Genomic DNA, 17,258 nt, shown 5'->3' with positions numbered 1-17,258 from the left:
GAAGAACGATGACTCGGTATCTCAGACCACCGCCAGCCGTTGCCCACGCACGATGTCCTGCATGAAGCGCTCCGCCGGCATCGGATGGCCGAGCAGATAGCCCTGCAGCGAATCACAGCCCAGTTTGGTCAGGAAATCCTGTTGCGCGCCGGTCTCGACACCTTCGGCGACAATCCGCAGATCCAGGGCCTGCCCCAGCGCAACGATCGCCGAGACGATTGCAGCATCATCGCTGTCATGCTCTAGATCGCGGACGAAACCGCGGTCGATCTTCAGCTCATTGGCCGGCAGGCGCTTGAGGTACATCAGGCTGGAATAACCGGTGCCGAAATCGTCGATCGACAGGTCGACACCCATGTCCGACAGCTCTTGCAGCACGGTCATGCTCGCATCGGCGTCGCTCATCGCTGTGGTTTCGGTGATTTCCAGAGTCAGGCTGTTGGCCGGCAAGTGGTGGGTTGCCAGCGCCTTGGCCACGCTTTGCACCAGCCCGGCATGGCAGAACTGCAAGGCCGAGAGGTTCACGGCGATGCGCCAGTCGGTGTAACCGAGCACGTACCATTCGCGCATCTGCCGGCAGGCTTCGTTGAGCACCCATTCACCCATCGGAATGATCAGCCCGGTTTTCTCCGCCAGATCGATGAATTTATCCGGCATCAGCATGCCATGCAGCGGATGCTTCCAGCGCAGCAGCGCTTCGGCACCGACCGGACGGCCATTGGCGGCGTCGAATTTGGGCTGGTAATGCAGGCAGAACTGGTTGTGCTCGATGGCCGCGCGCAGGTCCTGTAACAGTTGCAACTGTTTGCGCGCGTTGGTGTTCATCGACGCATCGAAGAAGCTGTAGCCATTCTTGCCGCCGCCCTTGGCGTGGTACATCGCGGCGTCGGCGTTCATCAGCAGTTCCTGGGCGTTTTCACCGTTGCCCGGGTAGAGGGCAATGCCGACGCTGGCGGAAATCTGCAGATCATGTTCAGCGACGCGGAACGTGCGACCGATCAGGCTGACCTGACGCGCGGCCAGGCTCAAGGCGTCATTGGGCTCGCTCAAACGCACCAGCAGAACGAACTCATCGCCGCCGATCCGCGCAAGAGTGTCCTGGCTGCGTAAATCTTCACGCAGACGTGCGCCGACCTCGCGCAGCAATTGGTCGCCCATGTGATGGCCGAATGCGTCGTTGACCGGTTTGAAGCCGTCAAGGTCGATGAACATCAAGGCGAAGCAGCCACCCTGCTCTTGCACCTTTTTGATCGCCTGATTGATGCGGTCGTCGAGCAGCATGCGGTTGGGCAGACTGGTCAGCGGGTCGTGCAGGGCCAGTTGGGTGAGTTCGCGGTTGGCCACCGTCAGCGAGTGCGCCAGATCAGCCGTGCGCGCTTCGAGGCGGGCGTCGAGGATCGAGGTCAACAAGGCAATCGACAGCACCGCCAGCGTAGTGACCACGACCAGGCTATCGAGGCCGTTGCCTTTCAAGCCATTGAGCGTCGCGCCGCAGAAACTGCCGTCAGGAAATTGCGCAGCAGCCATGCCGGTGTAGTGCATGCCGACAATCGCCACCCCCATGATCACCGCCGCGCCGGCACGAATCAGCCGCACATAGGGCGATTGCTGACGCAGGCGAAAGGCAATCCACAATGCCGCTGCCGAGGCGCCGACGGCGATCAGCAGGGAGGCACTGAACAGGGTCGGGTCGTAATCGATGCCCGGTGTCATGCGCAGCGCGGCCATGCCGGTGTAGTGCATGGCGCTGATGCCCGAACCCATGATCAGCGCACCGAAAGCCAATTGCGCCAGTGGCAGTTTCGGTTGGCTGACCAGCCACAGCGCGAAGCCGCAGGACAGCACCGCGATCAGCAGCGACAGCGCAGTGAGGGCGAAGTCGTAGCCCAGGTCGATCGGCAATTTGAAGGCGAGCATGCCGATGAAATGCATCGACCAGACGCCAACGCCCATCGCCAACGCCCCGCCCGCCGTCCAGAAATGCACGGCCCGGCCTTTTGCCGTGGCAATGCGCCCGGTGAGATCGAGCGCCGTGTAGGAAGCCAGAATGGCCACGCACAACGAAATGAAAACCAGGGTGAAGGAGTAGCTGCCGATGAGCATGGACGTTCTCGTGACAAGCCGAAACCGTACTGCTTCCATTCTCGGTCGGGCAAATGCGGCGATTGTACTGATTGCGCGAAAGAACGCACTGACAAAGTAACCAAATTGCCATCAAGCCGATGAAACGCTTGTTCGATCGTCCTACAAGGCTCTGTGGTGGGCTTTAAGCACACCTTGTGAAAGCGATCTCACGCCAGACACAAATCCCTGTGGGAGCGAGCCTGCTCGCGAAGGCGCCGGCACAGCCACCATCGTAGCTGCCTGACCCACCGCTTTCGCGAGCAGGCTCGCTCCCACAGGTTCAGCGGTTGTCGCTGACGTCGAGTTGGCCATCCCAGCCGCCGCCCAGTGCGGCGATCAGTTGCACGCTGGCGATCAGTCGGTTCTGCAGAATATTCAGCACACTGCGTTCGTTGCTCAGCGCCGTGGCTTGCACCACGACCACGTCGATATAGGCAATCAGCCCGGCCTTGTACTGGTTTTCCGTCAGGCGCAGAGAATCGCGGGCAGCATCCAGCGCTTCCTGGCGCACTGCCGCTTCGTCCTCATACACCTTGAGCTGGACCAGGTAGTTTTCCACTTCGCGGAAACCGTCGAGCACGGTCTGGCGGTAGCGCGCGACGGTTTCGTCATAGGCCGCCTCGCTGCGGTCAACCTCGGCCGAACGAATGCCGCCGTCGAACAGCGGCAGAGAAAGCTGCGGGCCGACCGACCAGAAACGGTTCGGCAGGCTGATCAGGTTTTTCGAGGTACTGCTGCTGTAGCCGCCGCTCAGGCTCAGGGTCAGGTCCGGGTAATACGCGGCTTTCGCCACGCCGATATTGGCGTTGGCGGCGATCACCGAACGCTCTGCCGAAGCGATGTCCGGACGGCGTTCGAGCAATTGCGAAGGCAGGCTCAACGGCACTTGCGGCAGCTTCGGGATGCTCTGGCTTTCGGCAATGCTGAAGTTCGCTGGCGCTTCGCCGGTCAGTACGGCAATGGCGTTTTCAAACTGTGCGCGCTGCCAGATCAGGTCGACCAGATCGGCCTGGGTGCTTTTCAACTGGGTTTGCGCCTGCGCCACCGCATCGCGCCCGGAAACCCCGGCGCGGTACTGGTTCTGGGTCATCTTCAGTGATCGCTCATAAGCGGCAACCGTGGCCTCGAGCAGACGCTTCTGCTGATCGATGACGCGCAGTTGCAGGTAGTTCTGCACCAGCTCCGATTGCTGACTCAGACGCATCGCCGCCAGATCGGCAAAACTCGCCTGGGCGTTGGCCTCATCCGCCTCCAGCCCGCGGCGCAGCTTGCCCCAGACATCGGCTTCCCAACTGACGCCCAGTTGCGCGGTGTAGGTATCACGAATACCGCTGGAGGAACTGCTCAGGCTCGAACTGCTGCTGCCGGTGCCCTGACTGGAGCGGTTCTTGCCCAGACTCAGGTCGACACTGGGGTAAAACGCCCCGCGTGCACTGCGCACCAAAGCCTGCGCCTGACGAAACTGCGCTTCGGACTGGGCGACGGTCTGGTTGGAGCTGTTGAGTTTTTCCACCAAGGCGTTGAGCTGCCGATCGCCGTACAACTCCCACCAGGCGCCCCGGGCCAGCGAGTCGCTGGGATTGGCCTGACGCCAGCCTTCGGCTTCCTTGAACTGAGCGATTTCGGCAGTTTGCGGGCGCTGGTAGTCCGGGCCGACTGCGCAAGCGCTGAGCAGCGCCACGCACAGCGACAGGCTCAATAGGCGCGAGCCGCGGACGGTGGCCAATTGGATAAGCGAACGGTCAGTCATAGCGGAGTTTCCAGAGCGGCATCAGTACGCACGCCACGCCATTTGTTGAATCGATGGCGCAGCTTGTCGAGATAAAGGTAAACCACCGGGGTGGTGTAGAGGGTCAGGACCTGGCTGAACACCAGGCCGCCAATGATGGTCAGGCCCAGCGGCTGGCGCATTTCCGCACCCTCGGCGCGGCCGAGCAGCAACGGCAAGGCGCCGAGGATCGCCGCCAGCGTGGTCATCAGGATCGGCCGCAAGCGTTGCAGACAGGCGCTGCGGATCGACTCCAGCGGCGACAGGCCCTGATGACGCTCCAATTGCAGCGCCAGATCGATCATCAGAATGGCGTTCTTTTTCACCACGCCGATCAGCAGGAATATCCCCAGCAGGGAAATCAGGCTGAACTCGCCGCCCAACGCATAGATCGACAGCAACGCGCCAACCCCGGCCGAGGGCAAAGTCGAGAGAATGGTCAGCGGGTGGATGTAGCTTTCATACAGCACACCGAGCACCAGATACACCGCCAGCAACGCACCGAGGATCATGAACGGCTGGCTCTTCTGCGTCGCGGCGAAGGCGTCCGCAGTGCCGGCCATTTTCGCGATCACATCCTCCGGCAAACCGACCTTGGCGATCGCTCGTTCGATGGCAGCACTGCCCTGTTCTACGGTCACGCCTTCGGCCATGTCAAAGGAAATGCTTTCGGACGCGAACTGGCCTTCATGACTGACCCGGTCGTTTTCCAGGCTGTTTTCATAATGGGCGAACGTCGACAGCGGCACGCGCGCACCGTCAGCGGTAATCACCTCGACCTGCTTGAGCGTCACCGGATCCTGGGCGTATTTCGGATTGACCTCCATCACCACCTGATACTGATTGAGGCTGTCGTAGATCGTCGAAATCTGCCGCTGGCTGTAAGCGTTATTGAGCACGGCAGTGACCATGTTCATGTCGACCCCCAGGCGCTTGGCCTGATCCCGGTCGACAATCAGTGTCACCTGCTGCGCCCCGGCACCTTCGCGGGCATCGATGGCGGTCAGCTCGGGCAAGGCACGCAATGCGGTGACCACTTTCGGGAACCACTTGCGCAATTCAGCGAGGTCGCCGCTTTGCAGGATGTAGGTGTATTGCGAACTGGTCTGCTCGCGACCGCCGCCAAACTGCAGATCCTGGTCGGCCATGAGCATCAACTGTGCACCGGGGACCTTGGGCATTTCCTTACGCAGGCGCTCAATGACTTTCTGTGCCGACAGCTGGCGCTCCTTGATCGGTTTCAGGCGCACGATCATGAACGCGTTGTTGGTGCCGTTGTTGCCGCCGATGAACCCGGCCACGCTTTCCACCGCTTCGTCCTTGAGCACGGCGCGGCGGAAGGTTTCCATTTTCGGCTGCATGACGTTGAACGACAGACCGTCGTCGCCACGCACGAAACCGATCAACTGGCCGGTGTCCTGCTGCGGCAGGAAGGTTTTCGGCACCACCACATACAGCGCAATGTTGACGCCCACGGTGAGCAGCAGGCTGAGCAAGGTCAGACGTCGATGACGCAATACCCAGTCGAGGCTGGTGGCGTATTTGCCGACCATCCAGTCGTTGGTCTTGTGGCTCCAGCGTTGCAGGCGGTTTTCCTGCCCCGGCGTGTGCGGCTTGAGCCAGCGGGCGCAAAGCATCGGTGTCAGCGTCAGGGACACCACCAGCGACACCACGATTGCCGCCGCCAGGGTGATGGAAAATTCGCGAAACAAGCTCTCGACCAGCCCGCCCATGAACAGGATCGACAGGAACACCGCCACCAGCGAAACGTTCATCGACAGCAGGGTAAAACCGACTTCCTTGGCGCCGAGGTACGCGGCCTGCATCGGCTTGACGCCTTCGTCGATATGCCGGGAAATGTTCTCCAACACCACGATGGCGTCGTCCACCACCAGTCCGGTGGCGAGAATCAGCGCCATCAGCGACAGGTTGTTCAGCGAGAACCCGTACAGGTACATCACCGCAAAGGTACCGACCAGCGACACCGGCACCGCCAGGGTCGGGATCAGCGAGGCGCGGAAGTTACCCAGAAACAGGTACACCACCAGCACCACCAGGGCGACGGCGATCAGCAAGGTCATCTCGGCTTCATGCAGCGTCGCCTTGATCACTGGCGAGCGATCCATGGCCAGATTGAGTTTGACGCTGGCCGGCAGCACCGCTTGCAGCGCGGGCAACTGCGCTTTGATCTCGTTGACCGTCTCGATGATGTTGGCGCCGGCCTGACGGTTGATCACCAGCAATACCGCCGCGTCGTCGTTGAAGAAACCGCTGTTGTAACGGTCTTCGACGCCATCGCTGACTTTCGCCACGTCCTTGAGACGCAAGGCGGCGCCGTCAGCGTAGTGAATGATCAGCGACTCATAATCCTTGGCTTTCTCCAACTGGTCGTTGGCCTGGATTTGCCACAAGCGCTCGCCGTCCTCGACCGAACCCTTGGGCCGGCGTACGTTAGCGTCGGCAATGGTCTTGCGCACATCGTCGAGGGCCACGCCGTACTGGTTCAGCGCCTGCGGTTCGAGCTCGATGCGCACCGCCGGCAGCGAACTGCCACCGATCTGTACTTCACCAACGCCCTGCACCTGCGACAGGCTTTGCGAGAGGATGGTCGAAGCCAGGTCGTAGAGCTGGCCTTTTTCCAGCACATCCGAAGTCAGCGACAGCACCATGATCGGCGCCTGCGACGGATTGACCTTTTTATACGTCGGCATGCTGCGCATCCCGCTCGGCAGCAGATTGCGCGAGGCGTTGATCGCCGCCTGCACTTCCCGCGCCGCGCCGTTGATGTCGCGGTCGAGGTCAAACTGCAGAATCACCCGCGTCGAACCCTGACTGGAGCGGCTGCTCATGGTGTTGACACCGGCAATCGCACCGAACGACCGCTCCAGCGGCGTCGCCACCGTCGAAGCCATCACCTCGGGACTTGCGCCCGGCAGACTGGCCTGGACGACAATCACCGGGAAATCCATCTGCGGCAACGGCGATACCGGCAACAGCCCGAAGCTGACCCCACCGAGCAACATGATTGCCAGGGAGAGCAGCATGGTTGCCACGGGGCGTTTGATGAAAGGGCCGGATAGGTTCATCGACTCTTGTTCTCCCCGCATACCTCTGTGGGAGCGAGCCTGCTCGCGAATGCGCCCTTACCTTCAACTTTGGCAGTGACTGACCTCCCGCTTTCGCGAGCAGGCTCGCTCCCACAGGGGAGATATATTCCGACAGTCATACCGCGACCTCTTCACCTTCGGCTTTGGATTTGCCAAAGCGCCTTCCGAGGCGGTCGAAGTACAGGTAAATCACCGGCGTGGTGAACAGCGTCAACACCTGGCTCACCAACAAGCCGCCGACCATCACCAGACCCAACGGCTGACGCAGTTCCGCGCCAGACCCCGTGGCCAGCATCAGCGGCACTGCGCCGAACAACGCCGCCAGCGTGGTCATCAGAATCGGCCGGAAGCGCAGCAACGCCGCTTGATAGATCGCCTCTGCCGGGGCCATGCCCTGGGTGCGTTCGGCGTCGAGGGCGAAGTCGATCATCATGATCGCGTTCTTCTTGACGATACCGATCAACAGAATGATGCCGATGATCGCGATCATGCCCAAATCGTTGCCGCTGAGCAGCAACGCCAGCAAGGCACCGACTGCGGCGGACGGCAAGGTCGAAAGAATGGTGATCGGGTGGATGTAGCTCTCGTAGAGCACACCGAGGACGATGTACATGGTCACCACGGCCGCCAGAATCAGCAGCAAGGTGCTCGACAGCGAAGCCTGGAACGCCTGCGCCGCGCCCTGGAACTGAGTCTGCACGCCGACCGGCATGCCGATGTCCTGCTGCACCTGCTCGATGATGTCCACGGCATGCCCCAACGCCACGCCCGGCGCGAGGTTGAACGACATCATCACCGCCGGGAACTGGCCGATGTGGGTGATCGCCAGTTGCGCCTGACGCTCTTCGACATGCGCCAGACTCGACAGGCGCACCTGCGCGCCGTCGGTGGTCTTGACGTGAATCTGATCCAGTGCCTGCGGGCCGATCTTCTCCCCGGCCTGGGCTTGCAGCACCACGCGGTACTGGCTGGCCTGAGTATAAATGGTCGAAATCTGCCGCTGGCCGAAGGCGTCGTACAGTGCATCGGTGATATTCGCCACCGACACGCCCAGGCGCGAAGCGGCGTCGCGGTCGATCACCAGATAGACCTGCAAACCTTTGTCCTGCAAATCACTGGCAACGTCGGTCAACTCCGGACGCTGGGCCAGGGCTTCGACCAGACGGCCACTCCACTGGCTGAGCAATTCGGAGTCCGGCGAGGACATGCTGAACTGGTACTGGGTGCGGCTGACCCGGTCCTCGATGGTCAGATCCTGCACCGGCTGCATGAACAGACGAATGCCGACCAGTTTGTCCAGTTGCGGTTGCAGGCGGGAAATCACTTCGCTGGCCGTCAGATCGCGCTCGCCATGAGGCTTGAGGTTGATCAGCAAGCGGCCGCTGTTGAGCGTGGCGTTGTCGCCGTCGACGCCAATGTAGGACGACAGGCTCTGCACCGCCGGATCTTCAAGAATGATCTTCGCCAGTTGCTGCTGCCGCTCGCCCATCGCCGCGAAGGAGATCGACTGCGGCGCTTCGGAAATACCCTGAATCACCCCGGTGTCCTGCACCGGAAAGAAACCCTTCGGCACGATCACGTAAAGGAATACGGTCAACGCCAGCGTGCCGATGGCGACCAGCAAGGTCAGCGGCTGATGCTTGAGCACCCAGCGCAGCATCCGCCCGTATTCCTTGATCATCCAGTCGATGAACGCACCGCTGGCGCGGTAGAAACGGCCTTGCTCGTGTTCTTGCGGTTCACGCTTGAGCAGGCGCGCGCACATCATCGGCGTCAGGGTCAGCGACACCACCAGGGAAATCAGGATCGCCACCGCCAGGGTAATGGCGAACTCGCGGAACAGGCGCCCTACCACGTCGGCCATGAACAGCAGCGGAATCAGTACGGCGATCAGCGACAGGGTCAGGGAAATCAGGGTGAAGCCGATCTGTTTCGCGCCCTTGAGCGCGGCCTGCATCGGGCTGTCACCCTCTTCGATGAAGCGCGAAATGTTCTCGAGCATGACGATGGCGTCGTCGACCACGAAGCCGGTGGCAATGGTCAGCGCCATCAACGTCAGGTTGTTCACCGAGAAACCGGCGAGGTACATCACGCCGAAGGTGCCGATCAGCGACAGCGGCACGGCGACCGAGGGAATGATCGTCGCACTGGCGCGGCGCAGAAACAGGAACGTGACCATGACCACCAGCGCGATAGCGATCAGCAGTTCGTGCTGCACGTCGGTGACCGAGGCGCGGATGGTCTGGGTGCGATCCGTCAGCACCGTGACGTCGAGGCCGGCCGGCAGGTTGTCGGTGATGCTCGGCAGCAAGGCCTTGATGCGGTCGACCACTTCGATAACGTTGGCGCCCGGCTGACGCTGGATGTTCAGCAACACCGCCTGATTCTGGTTGGCCCACGCGGCCAGACGCTCGTTCTCGGCGCCATCGACGATTTCCGCGACGTCCTTGAGCCGCAACGGCGCACCGTTCTTGTAGGTCAGGATCAGATTCGCGTAGTCCTCGGGCGAGGTCAGTTGGTCGTTGGCATCGAGCATCGACACCCGGGTCGGGCCATCGAAGTTGCCTTTCGGCTGGTTGACGTTGGAGGCGCCGATCAGCGTGCGCACGTCCGACAGGTTGAGGCTGTTGGCCGCCAGCGCTTCGGGGTTGACCTTGATCCGCACGGCCTGGCGCTGGCCACCGGCAATGCTGACCATGCCGACGCCGCTGATCTGGGCGATTTTCTGCGCCATGCGCGTATCGACCAGATCATTGAGCTTGGGCAGCAGCATGGTTTTCGAGGTGATGGCCAAGGTCAGAACAGGCGTGTCCGCCGGGTTGACCTTGTTGTACACCGGCGGTGCCGGCAGGTCGGTCGGCAGCAGGTTGGTCGCGGCGTTGATCGCGGCTTGCACCTGCTGTTCGGCGACGTCCATGTTGATGTCGAGGCTGAAGCGCAGGGTCAGCACCGAAGCGCCGCCGGAGCTGGTCGAGGCCATTTGTGTGAGGCCCGGCATCTGCCCGAACTGGCGTTCAAGCGGCGCGGTGACGGCGCTGGTCATCACGTCCGGACTGGCGCCGGGGTACAGGGTCATGACGCGGATGGTCGGATAATCGACCTGCGGCAAGGCCGAAACCGGCAGCAGGCGATAAGCGATCAGGCCGGCCAGAACAATGGCCAGCATGCTCAGGGTGGTGGCTACCGGACGGAGGATGAACAGCCGCGAAATGTTCATGCGCCCTTCTTGGCCTTATCGGCTGTGGTCGCATCGGGATTGGCGGCAGATTTGCCTTGCAGGTGTTCGGTCGGCGAGGTCGGCACTTCGCTGCTGTCATTGACCACTTCGACTTCGCTGCCCTCCTTCAGGCGATCGGTGCCTTCGAGCACCACGCGATCACCCGCGGCGAGGCCTTCGGTGACCACGGTGTTGTCACCGTCACTGGCACCGATTTTCAGTTGGCGAATGGTAACTTTCTTGTCGCCGTCCAGCGCATAGACAAAGGTGCCATTGGTGCCGAACTGAATCGCTGCCGACGGTGCCAGCACTACACCTTTGAGCGTGTCGGCCAGCAAATGAACATTGACGAACTGATTGGGGAACAGCGACTGGTCGCGGTTATCGTAACGGGCCTTGAACTTGAGGGTGCCGGTAGCGACGTCGATCTGGTTGTCCAAGCTTTGCAGCACGCCAGTGGCTTGCAGCTTGGTGTCGCCGCGATCCCACGCTTCGGCAGGCAACTTGGCGCCACTGCGGTAACGGGCGAGCACGGTGTCGAGGCTGTTCTCCGGCAAGGTGAAGGCCACGCTGATCGGTTGCGTCTGGGTGATCACCGCGAGGAACGTCGTGTCATTGGCGGCGACGAGGTTGCCGACGTCGACCTGACGCAGACCGACGCGACCGGCAATCGGTGCGCGGATCTTGGTGAATTCGAGATTGAGCTTGGCGTCGTTGACCGCCGCCTGATTGGTCTTGACCGTGCCCAGGTACTGGCCAACCAGCGCTTCGGCGGTGTCGAGGGTCTGTTTGGCGATGCTGTCTTCTTTGTACAGGCCGCGGTAACGCTCGACGTCCACCTGAGCGTTTTTCAGTTGCGCCTGATTCTGCAGCAGCGTGCCTTCGGCCTGGAGCAAAGCATTCTGGTAAGGACGCGGATCGATCTCGGCCAACAGGTCGCCCGCCTTGACCATCTGCCCTTCTTCGAAATGAATCTTTACCAGTTCGCCGCCCACGCGGCTGCGCACGTTGATGGTATTGAGCGCGGTAACCGTGCCCAGTGCCTTGTAATACAGCGGGAAGTCGCCCTTCACCGCCGGCGCCACACGCACCGGAATCGGCCCGGTACCGCCGCCGAAGCCAGGCCGCATCATTCCCGAGCGCCCGGTATGCCCAGCGGCCGATTTGTCGCCGCCCGCCTTGTCAGCAGAGCCGGCGGGCCAGAATTTCCAGCACAGGACAGCGATGACCAACAGGACGAGCAGGCTGATCAGCCAGCGACGGGATTTGCGGGGGGACGATTGCATGGAGTTATTGACCATTGGGCGCGTGGGCTTCTATTACGGGAGGCTGAACGATAAGCACTGAGTGGATTTAAGCAAAGCAGCTTTACCGGCAATTTACCTTCCACTTACGTTTCAAGGTGTGAGGCAAAACCCTGATACACAAATGAAAACGGCCTGGACAGGGCCAGGCCGTTAACAATTGTAAAAGCCTTACTTGAGAACGGACAGTGCCGCTTCGTAGTTAGGCTCTTCGGCGATTTCCTTGACCAGTTCGCTGTGCAGAACGGTGTCGTTTTCATCCAGCACCACAACCGCGCGAGCGGTCAGGCCTTTCAGCGGGCCGTCAGCAATGGCCACGCCGTAGTTTTCGATGAACTCGCTGCCGCGCAGAGTCGACAGGTTCTGTACGTTTTCCAGACCTTCAGCACCGCAGAAGCGCGCCTGAGCGAATGGCAGGTCAGCGGAGATGCACAGCACCACGGTGTTGCTGATGTCGTTGGCCTGGGCGTTGAACTTGCGCACGGAGGTGGCGCAGGTCGGGGTGTCGACGCTTGGGAAAATGTTCAGGACTTTGCGCTTGCCGGCGAAGTCTTTCAGGGTGACGTCGGACAGATTGCCGGCTACCAGGGAAAAGGCTGGCGCCTTGGAACCGGCTTGTGGCAACTGGCCGTTGACTTGAACCGGATTGCCTTTGAGGGTGACTTGAGCCATGACTTGAGTCCTTCTGTTTTTTGATTGGAAAGCATGCAAGAGGCGGAAGTTAACCACGAAATCGGCTGACGACCTATGCCCTGTTTGAAATTGTTGGGTGCTGAACGGTGACATTGTATACAACCCACCGCAGCTTCCCTGTAGGGGTGAGCCTGCTAGCGAAAGGGTTGTGTCAGGCCGCATATTCGAAACTGATACACCGAAATGCGAGCAGGCTCACTCCCACACTGAATACGTGTCCAGTGTGGGAGCGAGCCTGCTCGCGAAAAGGCAACCAGCCTTACTGCATCATTTGGCTTCAGATTTGAGTTTCAGATACGACTGATGCAGATCGCTTGCCCAGCCATCGATCACCGCTTTCATGTCGTCGGCTTTCATCACCTGGGAAGAGTTTTCCAGCGGTTTGCCGGTACCTTTGCGCACTACCTGCGCGATGACATGATTGGTCGCGCCGTCCATGAATACCGCTTCGGTGGCCAGCGTGGTTTCCTGGTCGCGGATACCAGTGGCCGTGCTTACTGCTGCGGCGACCAGTGCGATCGGGATCACTTCATAGACTTGCAGGCCTTCGGTCTTGCTGCTGACTGCGGTAATCGCCGGACGCACCACAATTACGCCCGGCCCGGGACCTGCGGCCAACGGCAGCGATTTGCCGAGTTCGCGCTTGAGCGCCTGATCGTAATAACTGGTGATGCCATTGAGAGTCTGCTGGGGGATTTTCTCGGTGGCTTGCGGCTTCGGGTAGAGCTGGCTTGGCTCTACGTAAACGCTGGTGAATTTATTGATGTCGAGTTTCGGGTCCATCCAGCGCATCACCTCGGCACCAGAGGGTGACTTGGCCTCCTTCAACTGGCTGTAATCCTTGAGAAAGCCGGAATACTGGTCAGGCTCGACGGTTTTGCTGGAACAACCCACCACGCCAAGGGTGGCAATGCACAGCGTGCCCATCACGACGGCTAGCTTCATGCTGTAATTCCTTTGAGAAGGCCAAGACATTTTGCATAGGGGAGATACAGGTATAGCCAAAACCCCGGCAAATGCGATGGCCAATTGCAAAGTTCACATCCGACAGCGCGTGTGCCTCGCCAACCGGTATTACCAGGACGATGTTTCGCCACTGCGCAACGCCATCTCTCGCCGGCTATTGGCGCGCATCGCCTTGATCAGCGACACCGTTCCCACCAGCAGAATCGCCGCACCAAACAAGAAGTCGATGTTGTATAGCTGGAAATCTTCCACCGGCCCGATCAGCAATGTGCGCACCACCGCAATTCCCACCAGCGTCGCGAGAAAGTCGATCCCCGGCTCATCGCGGTAAAACACCAGCATCAGCGGCAGGCACAGCACCAGCAAGAGCAGCAACACCACGACCTTGAACGAGCCTTTGCGCTCGACGCTGAACGCGCACTCATGCGCCCCGTACGGCTTGTAGTCCTCATCGCGGATCATCGAGTTTTTCTCGTTGATGTAGTCGGCGCGGTTGTACTTCTGGATCGGCGTAAAGGTGTTGGATATCTCCATCAGCGTGGTGATGTTCTTGAAGCGCAAGTCGATGCGCTCGCTGCCCTTGAGGTAATACAGCACCGGTTTATAGCCGTAGCGATAGGTATCGAAGGGGAACGCGGCAGTCTGAGCGTGCACGCCGATTGCGCGAGGCTCAAGTTCGGCGAAGGCGCTTTTATTGGTCGACGAGAGGTTGCGGCTCAGCGGCTGCACCTTGACCTGCTCGAGGAAGATCGGCGTGACGCCGAACGACCACTGCAGCGGTTCCAGACGCAGGCGCAGTTCGTTGCGGCCCAGGTCGTAGCGGTTGAAGGTTCGTTCGGAAACCACCAGCGAGCCGCCAACCATGAATTCGCCGCGCAGGTTGTTGGTGACGCGCAAGGTCAGTTGATCCTTGCCCAGCAACGCCGCTTCACTGGTCGGCGGCGTGCCGCACCACGCGGTGCTTTCGCCGACACCGCCGAGCTGGCCGTTGCGGTTTTCCTTGAATACATAAAAGTAACTGGCCCACAGCGTCAGCAGCAAAAGCGACGCCGTGAGACCGAGGATTTTTTTACCCGGACTCACTGATCAGACTCCCTTCTTCGGTTCCATCACCCAGCCGAAAACCCGCTGGCGACGGCGACTCTACCAAAAGGCCATCAGTGACCCAAGGGAAAATGCCGGATTGGCACCGAACCTAAGGGTTTCCCCGGTCTACGCCTCACTCCTCCTGCGGATGTGGCGCTGGCCCGGCGTCATGCTCAGATTGCTTGAGGGCTCAGGTGATGGAGATGCTTTTTGATGCGCTGGGCGTGATGTTTTTGTGGCTGGCGGCGGGCTGCCCTCACCCTAGCCCTCTCCCAGAGGGAGAGGGGACTGACCGAAGTGTTTGTAGGACTCACGTCGACCTGAAATATCGCGTCGAGCTCAAGTTTTGAACATCACTCGGTCTGCCCCCTTTCCCCCTCGCCCCCTTGGGGGAGAGGGCTGGGGTGAGGGGGTAAGCTTTTGATCTTAACCGCGATCGCGAGGTATCAGGCTCTGCAATTGCTGAGCAAGGAAATCGGCGTCGAAGGCAAACGTATCCGGATCCTTCAAGCCATTGGTCTTACGCCACTGCCATGCGCCATCCGCCAGGCCAACCAGCGAAATACTCCCGTACCGCGCCGCCGTCAGCCCCATCACTGCCAGGGAAATCTGCCCGCCGCTGCCCATCACATCCGGCACAAATTCCACCGGTTTGCCGGCAATCACAATGCTCAATTTTTCCGTCTTGAACGTCGAGGTTTCCACCGGCACGCTCGGCCCGGATGCGACATACGCCTCGCGACTGACCTCCAGCAGATTGGGCGCCTTGACCGGTTCAAGCCATTGTTCGATCTGGTCGAACAGCGCGCCAATCCGAGCCGCCCAAGCAGCCGATTGCGTGGTGAACAGTTGCTTCTTGTGCGCTTCGCTTTCGGCATATTGGCGCAGCATCTCGCCCAGTTGCTGTACGTCGTTCATTGCGGTGTTCCTCGGAAAGGACCTGCGAAGGGTGATAGTGGCAGATCCCCGGCGCGGCGTACGTTTAGTTCTTGCAGATGCACAGTTGCGGGAAAGATCGGCGGTACAGTCAGTCGGTACTGGCGTCGAGTCTCGAACAGAAGGAAACTTCAGGCAGCCCTGAATGCTCGACACTGACATTTGCTTGAGGAAATCCAATGCGCACCATCGGCCTTATCGGCGGCATGAGCTGGGAGTCCAGCGCCGAATACTATCGCCTGATCAACCAACAGGTTCGCGAGCGCCTCGGCCCGTTGCGCTCGGCGCAGTTGCTGATGTACAGCGTCGATTTCGGTCCGGTCGAACAGGCCCAGCACGCCGGGCGCTGGGACGATGCAGCGGCGATTCTGGTGGATGCCGCGCGCCGGCTCGAAGCTGGCGGCGCAGAATGCGTGGTGCTGTGTACCAACACCATGCACAAGGTCGCCGAGCAGATTCAGGCGGCGATCAGCATTCCGTTTTTGCACATTGCCGAACCCGCCGCGCAGGCTGCACTGGAAATCGACGCGCGCACCGTCGGGTTGCTCGGCACCGCGTTCACCATGGAGCAGGACTTTCTCAAGCAACGTCTGATTGCCCAAGGCCTGACCGTACTGGTGCCGGATGAAGCCGAGCGCAAAGAGGTGCACCGGATCATCTACGACGAACTCTGCGTGGGTGTGATCAGCGAACAATCGCGAGAAATCTATCAAGGCGTCATCCAGTCCCTGACCGCCCGTGGCGCCCAGGCAATCATCCTCGGCTGCACCGAAATCGGTCTGCTGATCAAACCCGAACACAGCGCCCTGCCCCTGCTCGACACTACCGAGCTGCATGCGCAGTCGGCAGTGGCGTTCGCACTGGGCGACTGACTCAGGCTTTCAGGCTATTGCGTAGACGGGCCATGCTCAGGGTGTCGACCCACTGCCCGTCGCGCACCGCATAATCACGCAATAGCCCTTCGGCCTCGAAACCGAACTTGCGGTAAAGGCCGATGGCTGCCTCGTTATCGGCGTACACCGTGAGTTCGACGCGGTGCAGATTCATCCAGTTATCGGCGACCTCCAGCGCCGCCGCCAACAACATCGAACCGACGCCCTTGCCCTGCCAAGCCGCCCCGACTGCCATGCCGAAACTGCCGGCGTGGGCGCGGCGCATGCGTGAATAAGCTTCCAGGCCCAGATTGCCGATCACCACGCCCTGATGCAGCGCCACCAGTTTCAGCGCGCGCTCGTTGTCGGCCTGCAGTCGCTGGCGCCAGACCTCGGTGGATTGAAACGGCATTTGCAGCACTTGCCGTGCAACGACGGGGTCGTTGTAAAGCGCAGTGATACCTTCGAGGTGGGATTCGTTGGAGCGTTCGAGATGGATCGTGGAGGTTGGGTCTGACATGGGATCGGTCCGTGATCAGCGTGTGGCTGGTCACTCTAAACCGCTGATCTGGAATCTGGCGAGATGAAATTGTGGGAGCGAGCCTGCTCGCGAAAGCGACCTCATAGCCAACACCTGCTTCCCGGCAAAAACGTCTACCTTGCTGTCGCCAATTTTTTGCTTTTTAAACACCGCTGTTTAAAGGACACCTGCTGACACGCCTTCCAGGCTACAAATCCTTGCGTCGTTGCCTACAGCCAAGCCAGAATCCGCCGGCTTGTGCGCCTTGGGGGCGGGTTCTATTGTGGTGCGGTCGCTGACAAATCAGCGATCGGGTCTCGCAGCCCGTCGATCTCTGGACGCACAACACCCGCTGTTTTTATGGCGGCTGTACGTGGGAGACCTTCGGGTCTGCCGGTTCTAGAGTCCCGGTCTGCGACCCGCGTACAGCTGCCACCAACCATTTCGTATCGCAGCGAAAGGTGGCAGCTCCGTCGACTCTAGGAGCTTTACCATGATCAAACCCACACCCAACCCACCCCAAACCGACCCCACCTCTCCCTACGAATCCCTCGACTCAAAAAAACTTCACCAAGCCGCCGACCGCGCCCTCGACCACTACTTCTGCCCACCCGGCTCCACCCCGCCGCCCTTCAGCCCCCGCGCCATGTACGCCGTCACCGCCG

Annotated in this window: 11 protein-coding genes; 1 reads left to right on the top strand and 10 read right to left on the bottom strand. The window is 60.7% G+C overall.

Annotation, left to right across the window (positions count from 1 at the left end; all coding sequences use genetic code 11):
- Positions 1–21 precede the first annotated feature (21 nt).
- From CKW30_RS03425 to CKW30_RS03385, 9 genes are all read right to left on the bottom strand, one after another.
- Positions 22–2,103, bottom strand: a complete 2,082-nt coding sequence (locus tag CKW30_RS03425) for a bifunctional diguanylate cyclase/phosphodiesterase (protein ID WP_095179932.1) — start codon at positions 2,101–2,103, stop codon at positions 22–24.
- Between the two features lie 301 nt (positions 2,104–2,404).
- Positions 2,405–3,874 carry an efflux transporter outer membrane subunit gene (locus tag CKW30_RS03420; protein ID WP_095179930.1) on the bottom strand — a complete coding sequence of 490 codons (1,470 nt, stop codon included), beginning with the start codon at positions 3,872–3,874 and terminating at the stop codon, positions 2,405–2,407.
- On the bottom strand, positions 3,871–6,978 hold the full coding sequence (locus CKW30_RS03415) for an efflux RND transporter permease subunit (protein WP_095179928.1): 3,108 nt from the start codon (positions 6,976–6,978) through the stop codon (positions 3,871–3,873). The genes CKW30_RS03420 and CKW30_RS03415 overlap by 4 nt, the downstream gene beginning before the upstream one ends.
- Positions 6,979–7,114: 136 nt before the next feature.
- The gene (locus CKW30_RS03410; protein WP_056785779.1) at positions 7,115–10,216 is read right to left on the bottom strand and encodes an MdtB/MuxB family multidrug efflux RND transporter permease subunit; all 3,102 of its coding nucleotides are present in this window, start codon (positions 10,214–10,216) and stop codon (positions 7,115–7,117) included.
- On the bottom strand, positions 10,213–11,517 hold the full coding sequence (locus CKW30_RS03405) for an MdtA/MuxA family multidrug efflux RND transporter periplasmic adaptor subunit (RefSeq protein WP_095179926.1): 1,305 nt from the start codon (positions 11,515–11,517) through the stop codon (positions 10,213–10,215). Before CKW30_RS03405 ends, CKW30_RS03410 begins: the two co-directional genes overlap by 4 nt.
- 174 nt (positions 11,518–11,691) lie before the next feature.
- A complete protein-coding gene (gene tpx / locus CKW30_RS03400) occupies positions 11,692–12,192 on the bottom strand; it encodes a thiol peroxidase (protein ID WP_016774621.1) in 501 nt (166 codons plus the stop codon).
- Between the two features lie 288 nt (positions 12,193–12,480).
- Positions 12,481–13,158 (bottom strand): DUF3313 domain-containing protein, encoded by a 678-nt coding sequence (locus tag CKW30_RS03395; RefSeq protein ID WP_076563101.1) that lies wholly within the window; start codon positions 13,156–13,158, stop codon positions 12,481–12,483.
- A 129-nt stretch (positions 13,159–13,287) separates the two neighbouring features.
- Positions 13,288–14,262: a hypothetical protein gene (locus CKW30_RS03390; RefSeq protein WP_095179925.1), complete on the bottom strand. Its 975-nt coding sequence runs from the start codon at positions 14,260–14,262 to the stop codon at positions 13,288–13,290.
- A gap of 429 nt (positions 14,263–14,691) precedes the next feature.
- Positions 14,692–15,183, bottom strand: a complete 492-nt coding sequence (locus CKW30_RS03385; RefSeq protein WP_095179923.1) for a hypothetical protein — start codon at positions 15,181–15,183, stop codon at positions 14,692–14,694.
- Between the two features lie 197 nt (positions 15,184–15,380).
- Between CKW30_RS03385 and CKW30_RS03380 the strand changes: the two genes are divergently transcribed.
- The gene (locus CKW30_RS03380; protein WP_095179921.1) at positions 15,381–16,073 is read left to right on the top strand and encodes an aspartate/glutamate racemase family protein; all 693 of its coding nucleotides are present in this window, start codon (positions 15,381–15,383) and stop codon (positions 16,071–16,073) included.
- Position 16,074: 1 nt separating this feature from the next.
- Here CKW30_RS03380 and CKW30_RS03375 read toward each other — a convergent pair whose 3' ends face one another.
- A complete protein-coding gene (locus tag CKW30_RS03375; RefSeq protein ID WP_095179919.1) occupies positions 16,075–16,593 on the bottom strand; it encodes a GNAT family N-acetyltransferase in 519 nt (172 codons plus the stop codon).
- Positions 16,594–17,258: the final 665 nt, after the last annotated feature.

Source organism: Pseudomonas sp. Irchel 3F6 (assembly GCF_900187595.1).
GTDB classification, from domain to species: Bacteria; Pseudomonadota; Gammaproteobacteria; order Pseudomonadales; family Pseudomonadaceae; genus Aquipseudomonas; species Aquipseudomonas siliginis.
Note: the sequence above shows the minus strand (reverse complement) of the source record. Positions and strands in the feature narration are given on the sequence as shown.